Source organism: Commensalibacter sp. M0355 (assembly GCF_016101365.1).
Classification (GTDB): Bacteria; Pseudomonadota; Alphaproteobacteria; order Acetobacterales; family Acetobacteraceae; genus Commensalibacter; species Commensalibacter melissae.
Map to the genome: position 1 here is coordinate 299,461 of NZ_JACFQQ010000001.1, position 19,418 is coordinate 318,878.

The following is a 19,418-nucleotide window of genomic DNA, read 5'->3' on the forward strand; positions in this document are numbered from 1 at the left end:
AATCTTTGATTTTAACTTATAAATAAACAAAAATTAACTGGTAATAGAATATTCATCATGAGCATTTTAAAATATTGTTTCATTGCCCTGTCCATGATCCTGATGGTTGTGTTCGTCTCTTTTGACAAGGGTATGGCAAAGCAAAAATTAGATCAACCCTCTCTATTACCATCCAATGCGTTACAAAGCGTTGCAACTGTTAATCAATATATTCCAAATTATATTGCGGTTGACACAGAAAAAAGAATTTTTGTTCAATTTTTCAATTACAATAGAGATTCAGGCCCTTCCCTAGCAACTATAAACGCTGATAACTCAGTTACTCCATATCCGGGAGGTCAATGGAATGACTGGAACAAGACATCCAACCTTGATCCCTCAAACGCATTTGTTGGATTGTCTGGAATGACCTTAACACCTGATGGTTATCTATGGATCATTGATAATGGTATCGATAAATTCGGGAACAAGCCAAATAAAAAAGGCATTAAAATAATTAAGATAGATATTAAAACCAATAAGGTTGTTGATACCTATCCCATTCCTTCCTCTGTCATTTTGCCTAAATCGGTTTTTAATGCGTTGGCTGTCCACGACCATCATGCTTATTTTGCAGATAAAGGTGCTCCCGCCTTGATTATTATGGATTTAAACAATAATCAAGCCAGACGTGTCTTAAGCAATTCTTCCAGCCTATATTCTCGACAACCCATTATCGTCAATCATAATCTTATACGTCCAAGTAGCGATCAGAATTCTTTTTTCAACGTTAACCAAATCGCAATCACCCCCGACGGAAAAAGACTTTATTATCAGGCTGTTAGTGGACCACTTTATCGTATCGACACCATGTATCTCAATGATCCTACATATTCGGAATCCGAATTAAATGAAGCGATGATTTTATGGCTTGAAACTCCCTCTTCAGGTGGGATCACATGTGATAATGAAGGCAATCTTTATTTTACTGACATATCCACAAACAGTATCTATCGTTTTACCCAGGGACGCATTTTAAATAAAATTGTTACGGATCCCCGCCTACAATGGCCCGCTCATCCTTTTGTTCTACAGGATAAAACCCTATATACTCCTGTAAATCAGTTTATCCATCATTCGGCACTGGATCATAATAATCATTCAACGATTAAATGGCCTTTGACGATTTACAAAATTGACCTTCCACCCTTAAAATAAACTCTATCTAAAAAACAGGTTACCATGCGTTACATATCCACACGGGGACAAGCCCCAATTTTAAATTTTTCTCATACGCTCCTTACGGGTCTTGCAGAAGATGGAGGCTTATATATTCCTGAAACCTGGCCACACCTTTCCCATAATGATCTTAGGGAATTGAGAAAGCTTGATTATTCAGAACTTGCCGCAAAAATTATTGGTTTATTTACAGGGGATGATATACCTGCTCCCATCCTTTTGGATTTATGCAAACAATCCTACGCAAGCTTTAACCATAAAGCAATTGTCCCCTTGGTTCAGCTCGAACACAACCTTTTTGTTCAGGAACTTTTTCATGGTCCCACCCTGGCTTTTAAAGATATGGCGATGCAGCTTTTGGGACGCCTGTTTGATTATGTTCTCAGTCAACGAGAGGAGCATATCACAATTGTAGGTGCGACCTCAGGCGATACAGGCTCTGCAGCAATAGAGGCTTTTAAGGACAGTAAATATCTTACGGTCACTATTTTACATCCCTATGGACGCACTTCAGAAGTTCAGCGTCGTCAAATGACAACCGTCCTTTCACCCAATATCAATAATATTGCCATTAAAGGTTCCTTTGATGATTGCCAGGATTTAGTCAAGTCCATGTTTGCGGACATGCCATTCCGTAAAGAAATGCATTTATCTGCCATAAATTCCATTAATTGGGGACGTATCGCCGCACAAATTCCCTATTATATTTATGCGGCACTATGTTTAGGCGCTCCTGACCGTGAGGTTTCCTTTACTGTCCCAACAGGAAATTTCGGCAATATACTTGCTGCATGGACGGCAAAGAAAATGGGGCTCCCCATTAGATTTTTAGGAGTCGCCTCCAATCATAATGATATCCTAACACGCTTTTTATTAAATAATGACATGAGTATACAAGAGGTAAAACCGAGTTTATCTCCCTCAATGGATATCCAGATTTCTTCGAATTTTGAACGGTTGCTTTTTGAGTTGCTTGATCGTGATGCAGCGCAATGCTGTCAAATCATGCAAAATTTCCGCAAGGATGGAAAAATGAATATTCCTGAACAATCCTGGACAAAAGCGACGCAGAATTTTAAGGGAATGTCACTGAATAATGAAGAAACGAAAAAAGCCATTACAAAAATTTTCAAAGATTCACTGTATCTTGCAGACCCACATACTGCAATCGGAATAATAACCGCACAAAAATATCTTGAAAAAAATGTCCCTATGGTAGCTGTTGCAACAGCTCACCCGGCCAAATTCCCTGATGCGATAAAACAGGCAACAGGAATTCTTCCTCCACTGCCACTTGCAATGGCGGATTTATATGAAAGAAAAGAAAACTATCAAATTCTTCCTGCAGATTTACAAGCGATTGAAAATTCAGTCCGCACTGTAGCCTATCAAAATAATTTTTAATTTTAGGATAATTATGAATCAAGCCATAAATATCACACGTCTTCCTTCCGGCATGTTGGTCGTGACTGAACAGATGAAACATGTAGAAACCGTTTCCATGGGAGCTTATGTTTCAGTCGGGACAAGATATGAAAAGGCTGAAGAAAATGGAATATCCCATTTTCTGGAACATATGGCTTTCAAGGGTACACACTCGCGCTCTGCATCCGTTATTGCGGAAACGGTTGAAAATGTTGGTGGACACATCAATGCCTTTACCGCCCGCGAACTTACAGCCTATTATCTTAAACTTTTAAAGGATGATGTGGAACTGGGGACAGATATTCTGGGCGATATCTTGACCCATAGTATTTTTGATGCGGAAGAATTTGAAAAAGAGAGAAATGTTATTCTTCAGGAAATCGGTCAAGTTAATGATACACCTGATGAAATCATTTTCGATTATTTCCAGGAAACCGCTTATCCCGATCAACCAATGGGACGTCCCACTCTTGGGACAAGCAGTATTATCAGATCTTTGCAAAAAGAACATCTGCAACACTATATGAATTCACATTATAATGCGGAAAATATTATTTTCTCTGCAGCTGGTAATATTGAACACAATAAAATTGTTGCGTATGTAAACAAATATTTCAAAGACTTACCAAAAAAAAAATCAGTCCCTCCTGTTGCCGCCCTATATAAAGGTGGGGAATTCAGAAAATTAAAACACTTGGATCAGGCACATATTATTCTGGGCTTTCCATCATTTACATTCAAACATCCATGTTATTATGCCTCCATTCTTTTATCTATTATTCTCGGTGGCGGAATGTCCTCTCGTCTTTTTCAGGAAATACGAGAAAAAAGAGGGCTTGTTTACACAATCTACGCTTATAACCTCACCCATCAGGATGATGGAATATTCAGTATTTATACAGGTACTGGTAAAGAACAGGTCAAGGAATTAATGCCTGTTCTTGTACAAGAATTGAAAAATATTCAAAAATACATCAAGCCCGAGGAATTACAACGCACCAAGGCTCAATTAAAGTCTTCCCTGTTAATGTCAATGGAAAGCACTAACAGCCGTTGTGAACAACTTGCACGTCATTTACAGATTTATGGCCGGATCATTTCCCCCCAGGAAATTTCCAAACGTATTGATGCTGTCACCCTTGATGACATATGCCAAGCTGCAAAACACATTTTTACCCGTGTTCCCACGCTAACAGCACTGGGTCCTATTGAAAACGTTCCTTTTCTATCAAGTATTACCGAAAGTCTTGCACAATGACAAATCATAAAGATTTTATCAAAAACCTAATTTTAAAGGCTGAAAAGGCAGGGGCGACCGATGCGGATGCAATCTATCTTCAATCTACATCCGTTGGTGTGCAGGTCAGAAATGGTCAGGTGGAAGAGCTTGAACGTTCCGAATCAAAAACAGTTGGATTAAGAGTTTTAGTTAACAAACGCGTTTCAACAGTCTCAACAACTGATTTGCAACAACAGAATATGGAAAAGCTGGTAGAGCATGCTATTTCAATGGCAAAAATATTGCCAGAGGATCCCTATGCCGAATTACCCGCACCCTCAGAAAAAAATTATATTGAACCGCAAAAGCTAGATCTGTATGACCCTACAGAACAATCAACTAAACAGATGATTGAGCAAGCCAAAGCCGTGGAAACTGCCGCAATTACCATAAAAGGAATAACAAATAGTATGGGAGGCAGCTGCAGTTATGGCAAGACAGCTATGACCTTGGCAAACAGTAAGGGTTTTTTTGGATCTTATCAACGTACCTCTCATTCGCTGGCTGTCTGTGTTCTAGCAGGAACCGGTACAGAAATGCAAAGAGATTATGACTTTCATTCCTCTGTTCATCTTCAGGATTTACAGTCCCCCAAAATCATCGGTGAAAATGCCGCCCGTAAAACGTTGGCCAAATTAAATCCCTCCAAACCCAAAACAGGTATATTATCTGTCGTTTTTCATCCTCGGGTTGCCAACAGCATTGTTTCTCATCTGGCAAGTGCATTAAATGGTCATGCAATTGCAAAAGGAACTTCTTTTTTGAAAGAGAAAATGGGACAGTTTGTTTTTCCCGAAAATATAACCATTATTGATAATCCATACAAAATAAGAGGGTTGGCATCTCGTCCTTTTGATGCTGAAGGATTGTTTCCTGAAGAATTGAAACTGGTTGATTCTGGTAAAATAGCCAATTGGTTGTTAGACAATCGTACAGCAAAACAACTCGGTCTGCAAAGCAACGGTCATGCAACCAGAGGTCCATCATCTCCACCCACACCAACGACAACCAATCTGTATATTCAGCCTGGCGAACAAACCCCCGAAGAATTGATGAAAGATATTGCAGAAGGTATTTACATAACAGAACTATTAGGTTCATCGGTCAATATTGTCACAGGCGACTATAGTCGTGGCGCCAGTGGGTTTATGATCAGAAATGGAAAAATTGCTGAACCAATTATGGAATTCACACTTGCTGGCAATCTAATGGACATGTTTTCAAAACTTCACGTCGCAAACGATCTTGATTTCAGATATACTACCAATAGTCCAACTCTACGGATTGATGAAATCAGTATTGCTGGACAATAATTTCATAACCTTAAGAGATGGATCAATAAAATGAAACGTGCGACCTTACACAGCCGTACACTGTTATTTTTATTAAGTGCTGCTATGATTAGCCCCCCGCTCCTCATTTCTTCCTCTCATCAAGCTGAAGCAAGAGCAGGACGAGGGTTTTCCATGGGTAGCAGAGGAAGCAGAACCTTCAGCTCACCTTCCTATACTAGAATAACACCTAATGGAGGACAATCTTTTCAACGTACCATGACGAGACCTCCAGCAACTAATAATTCAGGTTTTAATGCGCGCCCTGTAGCACCGTCAGCTCCAACTACGCGACAGATATCCCCCAATAACGCAACAGCTCCGCAAAGAGGAAATTTTCTTAAAGGAGTTGCCGGAGGAGTTGCCGGAGCAGCTGCCTATGATATGTTGATGGGTCATCATCAAACCAACGCCCAAACTCCCGCTGCTAATGCCAATCAAAATACTGATCAGAACATGAATCCGTCAGATCCCAATACAATGCAATCACATCCGACACCAATGTCTCAACAGACACCCAAAAAGCATAATTCATCAGGATCTCTTGTATGGATTATAGTTCTTGGGCTTCTGGTATGGTTTGGTATCCGTTATTTTCGCAAAAATTCTGCCATTAATAAAGGACAAGGAAACAATAATTCAATAAATCCGATTAAGGAATATATCAAGGAATCAAATATTCAACTTAATCAAAACGATTATACTGTTTTCCAACAACGACTCATCGAAATACAGGAAGCCTGGAATCATCAGGATTTGGGAAGTATGCAAAAAATTGCCACTCCCGAGATGGTGTCTTATTTCAATGAGCAACTTACCGATTTGGCTAGTAAAGGTCTGCATAACAGCACTTCAAATGTACAATTTGAACAAGGGGATCTTTCCGAAGTTTGGACTGAAGGTACACGTGAATATGCTACCGTGGCTATGCGTTATTCGCTAATCGATATAACGACCGACAATAACGGAAACGTTGTAGAAGGTAATCCAAATCAGCCTGTAACGGTAACAGAACTTTGGACTTTCGTACGATCGGTTGATCATAATTGGTGGTTATTGTCTGCCATCCAACAACAGAAATAATTTAAACTTTGATTAAGGTGATAATATATAAAATTCCACTTAATCCCAAAAATGCATAAAATAAAATTTTATTCCTTTGAATGTTACGGCGTTTTTTTTCCTGCCTTTCTTCAAGGGATATTTTTTTTTCAAAATATATCATGATTGATATTAGACACCCCATAAATCATAAATATAATGATCTATAATCAAGGCTAAAAATAAAAAGAAGAGATAAATCAAAGAAAAACGAAAAGACCATCTTGCCGCTTTATCACTTCTTAAACTTTTTCCTGAATGATCCTGTTTTTCAAGTAAAACACAAATGGCCATAAACATAAATCCGACATTCAATATCAACGCTGCCACCATATAGACGCTATGCGTGAAATGAAAATACACAGGCAATAAACTGACAATGGCCAACAAAATAGTATATATGAAAATCTGCCACCGTGTATGTCTGGCCCCTTTTACAACTGGAAGCATGGGAATACCAGCCCGTCCATAATCCTTGCAAGCATATAGGGATAAAGACCAAAAATGGGGAGGTGTCCAGAAAAAAACAATCAAAAACAGTATTATTGGGAATAATTGGATCTGTCCAGTTACACTTATCCAACCTATCAAGGGAGGAAAAGCACCCGCTGCCCCACCAATAACAATATTTTGCGGGGTTGATCTTTTTAACCAAACTGTATAAATCACACTATAATAAAATATTGAAAACGCCAGTATAAAACTTGCAAAAAAATTTGTAGCCAGAAACATAAGGATGACAGAGATAATGGATACAGTTACCCCATAAATCAAAGCATCTGAAGATTGAACCCTCCCCGAGGGCAAAGGACGGGTTATAGTCCTGTTCATAACACGATCAATATCCTGATCGTACCACATGTTAATGGCACCAGCACCTCCTGACGCAAGACAAATACAAATAATACTTATCAAAGAAATAAAAGGGTTTGCATATCCAGGTGCCAAAATAATGCCGACAATTCCTGTAAAAACAACCAAAGAAATAACCCTCGGTTTTAACAGAAGGAACCAATCCCTGACATTGCTTCCAACAATTAGTGGGTTGAAGCGTATACGCTGGTTGACAGCATTATTCTCAATCTGAATTTTACTCATCTGTTTTGCTTGTTTGCAGTAAACATGGGAGAAGGCAATTTCCATTCATTCGTGATTGCACCTTTACCCCAATAATTGGCTACAGGTTTAACCACGTTATAAAATATGGCATTGATAATCACACCCTGAAAAACAAATATGGATAGTCCCATAAATATGTCACCCCAAAAAACTGTGTTTCTACCTAATGGGATTATTTTCAATGTCAGAACAATTCCAATCATTGTAATTACAAAATGTGAAATTCCCAATGATTCTGAATATTGTTTTCCAAAAATTTTACCCATCCAAAAATAAAACCCTGCAAAAATTGATAATATAATTGCATAAGTTAGAGTTGAATGAATCTGATTTATTCCTTGAATTAATCCTTTATATGGCCAGGCAAAAAGTAAAAGGAACAAGCAGCCCAACGACCATAGCATAGGCGTTGATACGTTTTTTAAGCCTGTTTTAAACAATTTCAATGCAAAAATACTTAAAACACATATCAATCCATATAAACCAACAGCAAATATAGTTTCGATGTTCGCAAATGAATCTGTCTGAAAGTAGATTTCTGTAAATATGGATTTATTCCAAAATAAAAATAATAGAAGAGAGAATGCTGTTGTAATGCCAATTAATAAAATTTTATCCGATTTGATTTTCTTTTCTGATATTGTCTGAAAAATATGAAATAAGATACCAAAAGATGGCAAGATTAAAACTACAACCATGGGAAAAACGAAATTTTTAACAGTTTGTGAAATCGCCCAATCCAACTGCATATTATAATTGAAATAATCTCGTGTTAATATCCCCAATAATATTGATCCCACTCCCAATAAAAAACTCGCACTTATAACATGCATCCAGGCAAATAGGGGAATTGAGTAATATTTAATATCCTGCCCACGATTATTAATAAAAGTAACAAGGACATTAATTGAAAATAAAACCGAACCAATTGACCAAAATACCAAGCTTATCAAGCTCATCAATCCAGTTTCTGAATTAAAAAAGGAAAAAAAATTAAAGAAAAATCCTGTCCATAATAAAATGATTGAAAGGATATTGATTAATGGAAACGCAAAATTTCTACTTCCAATTAAAACAGGAAAGAACCATGAACCGAAGGCTACCATTAATGCTGGCTGTAAGACAAAAAAAACCATCATTCTGGCATGAGTCTGGAAAATGTTGATGGCAGCAGTTTGGTCATGAATTTGAAATAATAAAGGTAGAAATTCATTCAGTTGGTAATATAAAGCGGTGATCCCTCCACTTAATCCTGCCAAGATAGCCAAAATAATGGCACTCATTCCTACTTTATAATTGATTTTCATTAATAATTTTCCACAAATATACTTTTTTTAGAGTATATCTATCTTTCAAAACTAACCAAAGTAAATAATCCTAAAGGCGGAACCGAATTTACTTCAGCCCTTTTTAACACTTCTGGTGGTAACAAGGACTGAATGGCAAAATCGGGATGCCAACCCAATGCCTTGGATGCAGGAGCCATAATTCGTTCAACATATGACCGGAGTCCTTTTTGAGCTATAAAATGATTCACAAAAAGAATATGCCCACCAGGCTTCACTACACGTTGTAATTCCTTAAACAATCGGTCTGGATGAGGCACAACCGAGGCAACAAACATGCCGACCGCAATGTCAAAAGAATCCGTTTCAAAAGTCGTTGCTTCAGCATCCATTTCCAACAATGCATCAACATTATCGATTTTTTCTTTTTTCACACGCTGTTTGGCCTTTTCCAGCATATCGGTTGAAAGGTCAATACCCGTCACTCTTTTATCATTATGATAAGAAGGTAAAGCCAGGCCAGTTCCGACACCCACCTCTAATATTTTTTTCCCCGGTAAAGAATTAACCTTTTCAACGGCACATCGTCGGCCAAATGAAGAAACTGTACCAAAAACAGTATCATAAACCTTGGCCCAGCGACGATAGGCAAGCTTAACTGCATCTGCATTTAAGGCAGTATGAGGTAAAGGAGACACGCTATTGCTCCAAATTTGGTGAAATAACAAAATAATACAAAAATAACACCTTATAATCCAATTTCATAAAAATAGAAATTTTTTTTATTTACCTTAAAATTAAAGTATTATTTTTTATAATTTTTCTTTGGATAATCAAAATTCATCGAACACTCTTTATTGTTTCCCGAATTATGTCTATACTCCATTTTGTTAACAAATTAAATAAAATATAATTAGGACTTAAGCGTTAAAATGTTAATGACAATTGTGGTATGGATCCTCGCGATTGGATCAATCATACTATGGAGCTATAATTTTACTTACCTAAAACATCGTGAAATATACGAGTGGTTTGATAACAAATTTGGCAAGGATGACCCGATACCGCCAATGCCTTCAAAATCAAATTCTGATCAATCCAGTGATGACAAAAAAAAATAATCTTTAATTCTTTTTCATTATAGATAGGATTCAATAACATTCCAGATACAAGCGGCAGAATTCATTTGATTAAAACGGTCCAGCTCTTGTAACCCTGTTGGTGAGGTGACATTAATTTCAGTAAGGTAATCCCCCAATACATCTATCCCAACAAAAATCAACCCCTGCTCTTTCAGGGTTTTACCTATTTTAGAGCAAATATAAAGATCCCGTTCAGTTAATTGAGTTTTCTCCGCCACTCCCCCAACATGCATATTGGATCGCATATCTCCTTTTTGCGGAACTCGATTGATTGCACCAATAGGTTCCCCATCAACTAAAATGATCCTTTTGTCTCCCCTTTTAACGGAAGGCTCGTAACGTTGCACCATCAGGGGTTCATTGGATATTGAAAACTGCATTTCTAACAATGCATTAAAATTCTCATCCTCATCCTGAATACGAAAAACACCTGCACCCCCATTCCCGAACAACGGTTTAACAACAATATCTTTGTATTCCTCCCTAAACATCCGAATTGTTTCGACATCACGGGAAACAAGTGTGGGAGGCATTAATTCAGGCCAGAATGTAGCCATTAATTTTTCCGGTGAATTTCGAACGGATTTTGGATTATTTACAACAAATACCTTGTCCTTGCCCACACCATGAATACGTTCCAGAATATGTGTGGCAGTAATATATCCCATATCAAAAGGTGGATCCTGGCGCATCAACAGCACGTCAAAATCTGCCAGATTCACGGTTTCCACTTCTCCAAATTTTACATGATCACCTGTAACCTTTTGAATATTAACTTTTCGACCTCGTGCTGTTACATACTTACTTTTTTCATTATTGAACAAACTTAAGCTATTTACAGAATAAACAAAAAGTGAATAACCACGAGCCTGTGCCTCGAGCATCAATGCAAATGTTGAATCTCCATGAATATTTATCTTTTCCAAAGGATCCATTTGTACCGCGATTTTTAACATTTTTAAATATCCATTCTATTCTGACTCTGCATCATAAGTGATTTCTAATATTTCAAGGTATTTTTCACCAACAGGGGTTTGCAACCTTATTTCATCCCCTACTCTAGCACGCATTAATGCCCTAGCTACAGGGGATACTAGACTTATTTGCCCTTTTTCCGTGATTGCTTCGTCTGTTCCAACAATAGTAACCCTATGCTCACAATCATCCTCGGTTAAATAGCGCACTGTAGCACCAAAAAAAACCCGATCTTTTCCCTGTTGATCATTGGGGTTTACAATTTGTGCGTTCTCTAACCGTTTGGATAAAAATCGAACCCGACGATCAATCTCACGCAATCTTTTTTTTCCATAAAGATAATCTCCATTTTCAGATCGATCTCCATTACCGGCTGCCCATGAAACAATCTCCACTATTTTTGGACGCTCTTCATGCAATAGTTGCAATAATTCCTTTTTTAAACGTGTATAACCCCAAGGGGTGATATAAGGTAAAGACATATAAACAAACCTAAATTCTAAAATAATTTCTATATTCCCATAAAGGAATAGAATATCCTGCCTTTTAAAATTTGCCCCGGTTTTAAGATAAACAAGCCGCGATCCGAAATTTCTGGCATATTGATTGCATTATTCATGTTAGTTGCTGGTTCCATAGTAAAAAAAGATTGGTCTGGTGGGGTATATACAACAAAATGCCGAAAAATAACGCTGGCAGAAACCGTTAAGAAACTATTACTATATTTCCAGCGGATAAACGCTTCGCGATTCCAGTTCACATAACAATTATCCAGAAAATCGTCTTGTTTCAAAATACGCATTTGATCAAAGTTCCATTGATCTTCGTTCAACATGCGACCCTCTGGCAATCCATCCGGACCATTGTTCCATACAGACGGTGCCGAAAAACCGATTTCAACAAGATTTCTTCTTGGCAAATAGGGATGAAAGCCCATCCCGATGGGTTGTTTGCAAATATCAGTATTTTTACATGACATTTGTATAAACAATCCACTTTCATAAACACAATATCTCAACCTAGCAAAATATGCATAGGGCCATTCCTTTTGAGATCCCTTATCCGGATTATAATTCAAAGTTAAAACAACACTATTTTCCGTAAAGGATTCAAGATCCCAAGACCTTTGCCATGCATTACCATGAATGGAATCCTTTCCGTTCGACGCATTGGGGGTTAATTGATAAACACTGTTATTGAATTTAAATTTACCGTTTGCAATACGATTAGAATAAGGCAACATTGGATAGGCTGCAATAATCTGGTCAGAATGTCTCGTCAAGGGCGAACGCTCGACTGGATAAAAAATCAATAAATCTTTTCTCAACCAATATGCTATGGCTCCACCCAAAGAAGGATATATGCCAATTCTATTATTTCCCGCCTTAATTTCCAGCATCCTGCATACCTATTTAATGTTTCTTTGATCTTTGACGCCTCGATGGACTATAGCCTCCCCCACCAGGTCCAAGAGGTCTCGGTTTAAAATTGCTTTTTAGGATTCTCCCCTCTTCTCTGGTACGGATTGTCGGTTCAATATCAGAAATTAATCCCATATCTAAATCTTCCAATCTATTTATTTCATCTCGTATACGAGCAGCCTCTTCAAACTCAAGATTGGTGGCAGCGTTACGCATTTCTTTTTCCAATTCTGCTATGGTTCCTTTCAGATCCTTCCCTACCAGAGAATGAATATCAGAAAATTCTGTTGGGGAAACCGTTACATAATCCTGTTCATAAACAGAAGCAATGATCTCTCCAATTTTCTTTTTTACTGTTGCTGGCGTAATATTATGATCTTCATTCCATTGTGTCTGTTTTTCACGACGTCTTGCAGTTTCTTCGATCGCATATTTTAAACTGTCCGTCATTTTATCCGCATATAATAAAACACGCCCATCAACATTTCTTGCTGCCCGTCCAATCGTCTGTATCAAAGAGGTTCTTGACCTTAAAAATCCTTCTTTGTCAGCATCAAGAATGGCCACCAATTGACATTCTGGTATATCCAGACCCTCCCTTAGAAGATTGATCCCTACCAGGACATCTATCACACCCAAACGCAAATCCCTTATAATCTCTATACGCTCCAAAGTATCGATATCTGAATGAAGATAACGTACCTTTATACCAGCTTCACTCATATAATCAGTTAATTTTTCAGCCCATTTTTTGGTTAGAGTTGTAACAAGAACACGCCCACCCTTCTTGATGACCTTATTTGCCTCGGATAATAAATCATCCACTTGCAATTCAATTGGTCTTATATCAGTAACAGGATCAGTCAAACCGGTTGGACGTATGACCTGTTCAATAAACACTCCTCCTGTTTTCTCTAACTCCCAGGGACCTGGTGTCGCACTGACAAAAATGCTCTGGGGACGATAACAATCCCATTCCGCAAAATTAAGTGGCCTATTGTCCATACAAGAAGGGAGTCGAAAACCAAAATCCGAAAGCGTTTTTTTACGTGCATAATCCCCCCGTTCCATTCCTCCTATCTGAGGTACACTTACATGACTTTCATCCACGATAAGCAAGGCATCTTCTGGCAGATATTCAAAAAGAGTAGGTGGAGGTTCACCGGGATTGCGTCCTGAAAGATAACGGGAATAATTTTCAATACCCTTACACAATCCTGTTGTTTCGATCATTTCAAGATCAAAAGTTGTACGCTGTTGAATACGTTCGGCCTCCAACAATTTGCCTTCAGCTACAAATTGATCAATTCTTTCTTTCAACTCAACCTTGATATTTTTAATTGCCTGATTCAAGGTTGGTCTTGGCGTAACAAAATGACTATTGGCATAAATAGTTATCGACTTTAAGTTTGCTGTATTAACCCCTGTCAAAGGATCAAATTCGTTAATTGATTCAACCTCATCCCCAAAGAGCTGAATTCTCCAGGCACGATCAGCGTTTTGAACGGGAAAAATATCTATTGTTTCGCCTCTTACACGAAACGTTCCCCGCTGAAAGGCCATATCATTTCTACGATATTGCTGTTCTACCAAAGCTTTTAGCAAATCCTCACGATTTAACACTCCACCTTCCTCAACCCGCACAACCATATGAGAATAGGTTTCTGGAGATCCAATACCGTAAATACAGGAAACAGAACCAACTATAATAACATCATTACGTTCTAGTAAAGCCTGTGTGGCCGCATGTCGCATACGGTCAATCTGTTCATTGATCTGACTATCTTTTTCTATATAAGTGTCAGATCGAGGCACATAGGCTTCCGGTTGATAATAATCATAATAACTGACAAAATATTCAACCGCATTATTTGGAAAAAATTCTTTCATTTCTCCATAAAGCTGCGCTGCAAGCGTTTTATTGGGTGCTAAAATCAAGGTTGGTTTTTGCACGGCCTCAATAACCTTGGCCATGGTAAAAGTTTTGCCTGAACCTGTTACACCCAATAAGACCTGGTCACGATCTCCAGCCTCAATTCCATCAGTAAGTTGTTTGATGGCGTTTGGCTGATCTCCTGAGGGCTGAAATTGCGATACAATTTCCAACCTGTTCATTTTCGGCTTTGCCGGAATCTTTTCTGGATGAAAAATGACAGTTCCGCTTCTTTTTGGTTTTTTCATGGAAATTATCTGATTTTGTTATGATTTCTATATTTGATTCAAGATTAAGACTTTGTATTTGCTATATTATATAGCATAATAAATGGGCTACTAAAATGAACAATCCCAGTTCATAGATCAAAAAAACAAATGTCTGTTTTCATCGCCTGAAATATTCGATAAAATCCATTTATATAAAAGATCATTCATTTAAATCAAACAGAGATACAATGTCTAATTCATCTTGTCACACCAATCAACCGAATCATAATACACTAAAATCCGAAAAGAAAAAATCGAATCAACTTCCTTCTTGGGACCTGACAGATTTGTACCCATCACCCGATTGTCAAGAATTAAAGAATGATCTGCAAAAAGCTCAAACCCTCATCACACAATTTTCTGAAAAATGGAAGGGAAATTTATCCCAGACATCAAGTCAGGAATTAAACCAAGCTCTTAAAAGTTATGAAATAATCAATGAAATATTGGGAAGAATTGGATCTTATGCTCAACTGATTTTCGCAACTGATTCGACCAATCCTCAAAATACCAAATTTTATCAGGATATCCATGAAAAAATAACTGGATTAAGCACGCAGTTTCTTTTCTTTACCTTGGAATTGAACCAGCTTAGCGAGGAAAATGTCAAGAATAAAATGCAGGACAACGAATTACTGCAGTGGAAACCGTTTCTTGATAAAATCCGTATATTGCGCCCTTATCAGTTAAGTAATGAAATCGAAAAGCTTTTCCATGAAAAAGCAGTTACGGGAGCCAATGCATGGTCAAGATTATATGACGAAACATTGGCGACCCTGGAAATCCCCTTAAAAGATAAAACCGTCCCTTTAGGTGAGGCTTTGAATAAATTATCATCTTCACAGGCAAAAGAAAGAAAAGATGCAGCCCAGGGATTGAGTTCGGTATTTTCGAAAAATCTGAGACTTTTCTCGATTATTACAAATACGCTGGCAAAGGATAAGCAAATCTCTGACCAATGGCGTGGTTTTTCCCGTCCAGACTCACAACGAAATTGTGATAACCAGATTGAAGACAGTGTCGTTGATGCGCTGGTTACCGCTGTTACCAATAATTATCAAAATCTGTCACACCGCTACTATCTTTTAAAAGCAAAATGGCTGGGTGTAGACAAATTACATCATTGGGATCGTAATGCTCCCTTACCGGAAGATCATGATCAACCTATACGCTGGAGAGACGCGAAGACAATCGTTTATCAAGCGTATCATGAATTTGATCCTCGGCTGGGCAAAATGATTGATCAGTTTTTACATAATCCATGGATTGATGCCACACTACGTACCGGGAAATCCTCTGGTGCCTTTGCCCATCCCACTGTTCCATCGGTTCATCCCTATATTCTTCTTAATTACCATGGTCGCAGCCGAGATGTCATGACATTGGCCCATGAGCTTGGGCACGGAATTCACCAGATTCTTGCTGCAAAACAGGGATATATTCTATCTGATACACCGCTGACCCTTGCTGAAACAGCCAGTGTATTCGGAGAAATGCTGACTTTCCAGAGCCTTTTAAAAAACCAAACAGATCCCAGACATCGTCATATTCTCTTAAGCCGTAAGGTTGAGGATATGTTAAACACAGTAGTAAGACAAATTGCATTTTATCAATTTGAACGCAAGGTTCACGAAGCCAGACGTAAGAACGAGCTTTTACCTGAACAAATTGGTCAGCTCTGGCTTGAAACGCAACAAAAAAGCCTTGGCCCAGCTTTTGAATTTACACCAGACTATAATACATATTGGACATATATACCGCATTTCATCCATACACCTTTTTATGTTTATGCCTATGCGTTTGGTGATTGTTTGGTAAATGCACTCTATAATGTCTATCAGGAAGGGTTTCCCGACTTCCAGGACCTTTATATTGAAATGCTGAAGGCGGGTGGAACAAAAAGTCATAAAGAACTTTTGGCGCCTTTTGGATTGGATGCCTCTGATCCAGCCTTTTGGCAAAAAGGATTAAATGTAATCAATGATTTCATAGATGAACTGGAACAAATTTAGATGGGACATAATAACGATAATCTTGATAAAACCAGTTTATTCAGTGGAATGAAACGTATGGTCAATTCTACCCGGGCGGTGGGGGGAATTGCCGCACGGTTGGCTGGTGAAAAAATGGGAATACCGATTAACAAAGCTTCCCATGCAGAAGAGTTGAAAAACATTCTTGGGAATCTCAAAGGCCCCATGATGAAAGTGGCGCAATTAATCAGTACCATTCCCAATGTCCTGCCTGATGAATATGCCGATGAATTGGCGCAGTTACAATCAAATGCCCCTCCGATGGGATGGTCTTTCGTCCGTCGTCGCATGAGGGGAGAATTGGGTCCGAACTGGGAAACCGCTTTTGACGAATTTTCACATGAAGCTGTCGCCGCAGCCAGTCTTGGTCAAGTCCACAAGGCAAAATTGCACGATGGAAGGGAAGTTGCCTGTAAATTACAATACCCTGACATGATTAGCACTGTTGAATCAGACCTTAAGCAACTTCGTCTATTAATTGCTTTATACCATCGATTGGACAATGCAATTAAACAGGACGAGGTTTACAAAGAGCTTGTTACACGTTTACAGGAAGAACTGGATTATAAAAGAGAAGCGGCCAATTTAAGACTCTTCTCCTATATGCTCAAAAATAATGACACAACAGTTATACCAAATATAATTGAAAATCTTTCCACTGAACGTCTTATAACCATGGATTGGATAGAGGGCAAGAATCTAAGATCCCTGATCACACCTGAATTAGATCAGGCTCATCGGAACAATATTGCCCGCGCACTCTTTAAAGCCTGGTATATTCCTTTTTATCAATATGGTGTCATTCATGGTGACCCGCATATGGGAAATTTTCTTATCAATCATCAAAATCAACTGTGTCTTCTTGATTTCGGTTCGATACGAATTTTTCAGGGTAAATTTGTCAAGGGTGTTATTGATCTTTGCCGTGCCGTAGAAACTAACAATGAGGAATTAGCCTATCAGGCCTATACCTCATGGGGATTTAAAAATATTTCGAAAGAGACAATGACTGTTCTAAATGAATGGGCAAGTTTTCTCTATGCCCCCCTTACCCAGGATAAAGACCGTTATATACAAGATGATACAGATCCGGATTTGGGACGTAAATTGGCCAATAAAGTACATAAAGGGCTTCAACAGGCTGGGGGAGTGACACCACCACGGGAATTTGTTCTGGTTGATCGTTCTGCGATAGGACTTGGAAGTTTATTTACAAGATTAAATGCAAAACTAAACTGGCATCAATTATTTCAGGAAATCATTGCAGATTTTGATGTTGACAAACTGGATCAGGAACAGGAAAAGGCAATAGAATTGGCCCGTGTTCCTCCCCCTTTGGAATAGAATAACGGCTACAGTGATTTAGTATGGAGAATTTGCTAGATCACTGTAGATATCAGGCAGTTAAAAGATTTAATACAAACCTTTAACTGCCTGATATAATTTTTTGAATTTTTGATATTTTTCTTGATATTGCGCACTTACAGATTGATTGGGAACATAGGTTGCCTGTATGGAAGATTCTGGCAATAAATCTCCAAATGCTACATTTGGATGACAACTCAACATTGCCAATCTTGCGGCACCCAATGCTGGCCCCACATCTCCACCTTCACGATATTGCAACGTTTCTCCTGTAATATCAGCCAGCAATTGACGCCAAAAAGAGCTTCTTGCCCCTCCGCCAATCAAACTGATATGGTCTGGCCTTAAACCCGTGGCATGTAAAACTTCCATACCCTCCGCCAATCCAAAACTTACCCCCTCTATTACTGCCTTGGCTATATCCTTCCGATCATGTTGATGGGTTAAGCCAAACAACATTCCATTTGCCTGGGGATTATTATGAGGCGTTCGCTCACCCGAAAGATAGGGAAGAAAAATAACGGATGATGGAATTGAAGAGGCCTGTCCTGCCATTTCCAACAATTTAGGCACTGTCTGAATTCCCATAATCCGAACAGCCCAATCCAAACAGGAAGAAGCACTCAGCATAACAGACATTAGATGCCAGGTGTTCGGCAATGCATGACAGAAACTGTGAACAGCCTGTTTACAATTATTCAAAAACCCATCACTTGCTACAAAATATACCCCGGATGTTCCCAAAGAAAGCATAGCCTGACCTTTTCGCCAGATACCAACCCCAATTGCTCCAACGGCATTATCACCACCACCGGCAATAACCGAAGCTTTTGAAGTCATTCCCCATCGTTGCGCTAATTCAGGTTTAACCGTTCCGGTTGCCTGATTGCCTTCAAACAATTGAGGCATATTTTTTCGCGTCAACCCACATGCCTTTAATAAATCATCATTCCATTGACGATTTTTGACATCAAGCCACATAGTTCCAGATGCATCAGACATATCAGATGCATAAATTCCCGTTATCAACCAGCGAAGATAATCCTTGGGTAATAGGACTTTATCAATTTGTTGATATACTTCCGGCTCATGTTTGCGAACCCAAGCTATCTTGGGTGCGGTAAAACCAGGCATCAGTATATTGCCTGTTATCTCTCTTGAATTTTGTACATTCTCCTCAATTTCATTACACTCCCGATAGCTACGCCCATCATTCCATAAAATAGCAGGTCGCAATATTTTACCATTTTTATCCAGCAAAACTGCCCCATGCATTTGACCCGTCAACCCTATGGCTTTTACATCTTTCAAGGAATATTGACTCGATAGTGACAAAAAAACCTTGTCTGTCGCCTCCCACCAATCAATTGGATTTTGTTCTGACCAAAGGGGATGGGGACGATAAACTTTCAGTTTTTCAGTATGGCTGGCGACAATCTGATGGTTATCATTCAATAAAATACCTTTAATACCTGATGTTCCAAGGTCAATCCCGATATACATAACCATCCTTTATAATGA

Annotated in this window: 16 protein-coding genes; 8 read left to right on the forward strand and 8 right to left on the reverse strand. The window is 38.6% G+C overall.

Annotated features, from left to right (window positions below):
• The first annotated feature begins 57 nt into the window (after window positions 1–57).
• Genes H3T44_RS01395 through H3T44_RS01415 form a run of 5 tightly spaced genes read left to right on the forward strand, consistent with a single transcriptional unit; the run spans window position 58 to window position 6,336 of the window.
• Window positions 58–1,197: an L-dopachrome tautomerase-related protein gene (locus H3T44_RS01395; RefSeq protein ID WP_122123758.1), complete on the forward strand. Its 1,140-nt coding sequence runs from the start codon at window positions 58–60 to the stop codon at window positions 1,195–1,197.
• Between the two features lie 24 nt (window positions 1,198–1,221).
• Window positions 1,222–2,622 (forward strand): threonine synthase, encoded by a 1,401-nt coding sequence (gene thrC / locus H3T44_RS01400; protein ID WP_122123759.1) that lies wholly within the window; start codon window positions 1,222–1,224, stop codon window positions 2,620–2,622.
• Window positions 2,623–2,635: 13 nt separating this feature from the next.
• Complete coding sequence (locus H3T44_RS01405; RefSeq protein WP_198195680.1) at window positions 2,636–3,901, forward strand: pitrilysin family protein; 1,266 nt, start codon at window positions 2,636–2,638, stop codon at window positions 3,899–3,901.
• Entirely contained in the window at window positions 3,898–5,235 is a 1,338-nt protein-coding gene (locus H3T44_RS01410) for a TldD/PmbA family protein (protein WP_198195682.1), read from the forward strand. The genes H3T44_RS01405 and H3T44_RS01410 overlap by 4 nt, the downstream gene beginning before the upstream one ends.
• 30 nt (window positions 5,236–5,265) lie before the next feature.
• Window positions 5,266–6,336: a TIM44-like domain-containing protein gene (locus H3T44_RS01415; protein WP_232347473.1), complete on the forward strand. Its 1,071-nt coding sequence runs from the start codon at window positions 5,266–5,268 to the stop codon at window positions 6,334–6,336.
• Between the two features lie 150 nt (window positions 6,337–6,486).
• On the opposite strand, the gene H3T44_RS01420 is transcribed toward H3T44_RS01415, so the two are convergent.
• From H3T44_RS01420 to H3T44_RS01430, 3 genes are read right to left on the reverse strand one after another with little or no spacing between them, the layout of a single operon-like run.
• Window positions 6,487–7,452 carry a heme o synthase gene (locus H3T44_RS01420; protein ID WP_198195683.1) on the reverse strand — a complete coding sequence of 322 codons (966 nt, stop codon included), beginning with the start codon at window positions 7,450–7,452 and terminating at the stop codon, window positions 6,487–6,489.
• Window positions 7,449–8,780, reverse strand: a complete 1,332-nt coding sequence (locus tag H3T44_RS01425; RefSeq protein ID WP_198195685.1) for a cbb3-type cytochrome c oxidase subunit I — start codon at window positions 8,778–8,780, stop codon at window positions 7,449–7,451. The genes H3T44_RS01420 and H3T44_RS01425 overlap by 4 nt, the downstream gene beginning before the upstream one ends.
• 38 nt (window positions 8,781–8,818) lie before the next feature.
• Window positions 8,819–9,493, reverse strand: a complete 675-nt coding sequence (locus tag H3T44_RS01430) for a class I SAM-dependent methyltransferase (protein ID WP_370552722.1) — start codon at window positions 9,491–9,493, stop codon at window positions 8,819–8,821.
• A gap of 204 nt (window positions 9,494–9,697) precedes the next feature.
• Between H3T44_RS01430 and H3T44_RS01435 the strand changes: the two genes are divergently transcribed.
• Complete coding sequence (locus H3T44_RS01435) at window positions 9,698–9,880, forward strand: hypothetical protein (protein WP_199276106.1); 183 nt, start codon at window positions 9,698–9,700, stop codon at window positions 9,878–9,880.
• A gap of 17 nt (window positions 9,881–9,897) precedes the next feature.
• On the opposite strand, the gene gshB is transcribed toward H3T44_RS01435, so the two are convergent.
• Genes gshB through uvrB form a run of 4 tightly spaced genes read right to left on the reverse strand, consistent with a single transcriptional unit; the run spans window position 9,898 to window position 14,478 of the window.
• Entirely contained in the window at window positions 9,898–10,857 is a 960-nt protein-coding gene (gshB, locus tag H3T44_RS01440; protein ID WP_198195689.1) for a glutathione synthase, read from the reverse strand.
• A 15-nt stretch (window positions 10,858–10,872) separates the two neighbouring features.
• Window positions 10,873–11,358, reverse strand: a complete 486-nt coding sequence (gene greB, locus H3T44_RS01445; protein WP_198195690.1) for a transcription elongation factor GreB — start codon at window positions 11,356–11,358, stop codon at window positions 10,873–10,875.
• Between the two features lie 29 nt (window positions 11,359–11,387).
• Window positions 11,388–12,275 carry an aldose 1-epimerase gene (locus H3T44_RS01450; protein WP_122123767.1) on the reverse strand — a complete coding sequence of 296 codons (888 nt, stop codon included), beginning with the start codon at window positions 12,273–12,275 and terminating at the stop codon, window positions 11,388–11,390.
• Window positions 12,276–12,288: 13 nt separating this feature from the next.
• Window positions 12,289–14,478, reverse strand: coding sequence for an excinuclease ABC subunit UvrB (uvrB, locus tag H3T44_RS01455; RefSeq protein WP_304515649.1), 2,190 nt, complete (start codon window positions 14,476–14,478; stop codon window positions 12,289–12,291).
• Between the two features lie 209 nt (window positions 14,479–14,687).
• Here uvrB and H3T44_RS01460 point away from each other — a divergent pair, with 209 nt between their 5' ends.
• On the forward strand, window positions 14,688–16,511 hold the full coding sequence (locus H3T44_RS01460; RefSeq protein ID WP_198195691.1) for a M3 family oligoendopeptidase: 1,824 nt from the start codon (window positions 14,688–14,690) through the stop codon (window positions 16,509–16,511).
• Window positions 16,512–17,876 (forward strand): AarF/ABC1/UbiB kinase family protein, encoded by a 1,365-nt coding sequence (locus H3T44_RS01465; protein WP_198195692.1) that lies wholly within the window; start codon window positions 16,512–16,514, stop codon window positions 17,874–17,876.
• Between the two features lie 69 nt (window positions 17,877–17,945).
• Here H3T44_RS01465 and xylB read toward each other — a convergent pair whose 3' ends face one another.
• Window positions 17,946–19,400 (reverse strand): xylulokinase, encoded by a 1,455-nt coding sequence (gene xylB, locus H3T44_RS01470; protein ID WP_198195693.1) that lies wholly within the window; start codon window positions 19,398–19,400, stop codon window positions 17,946–17,948.
• Window positions 19,401–19,418: the final 18 nt, after the last annotated feature.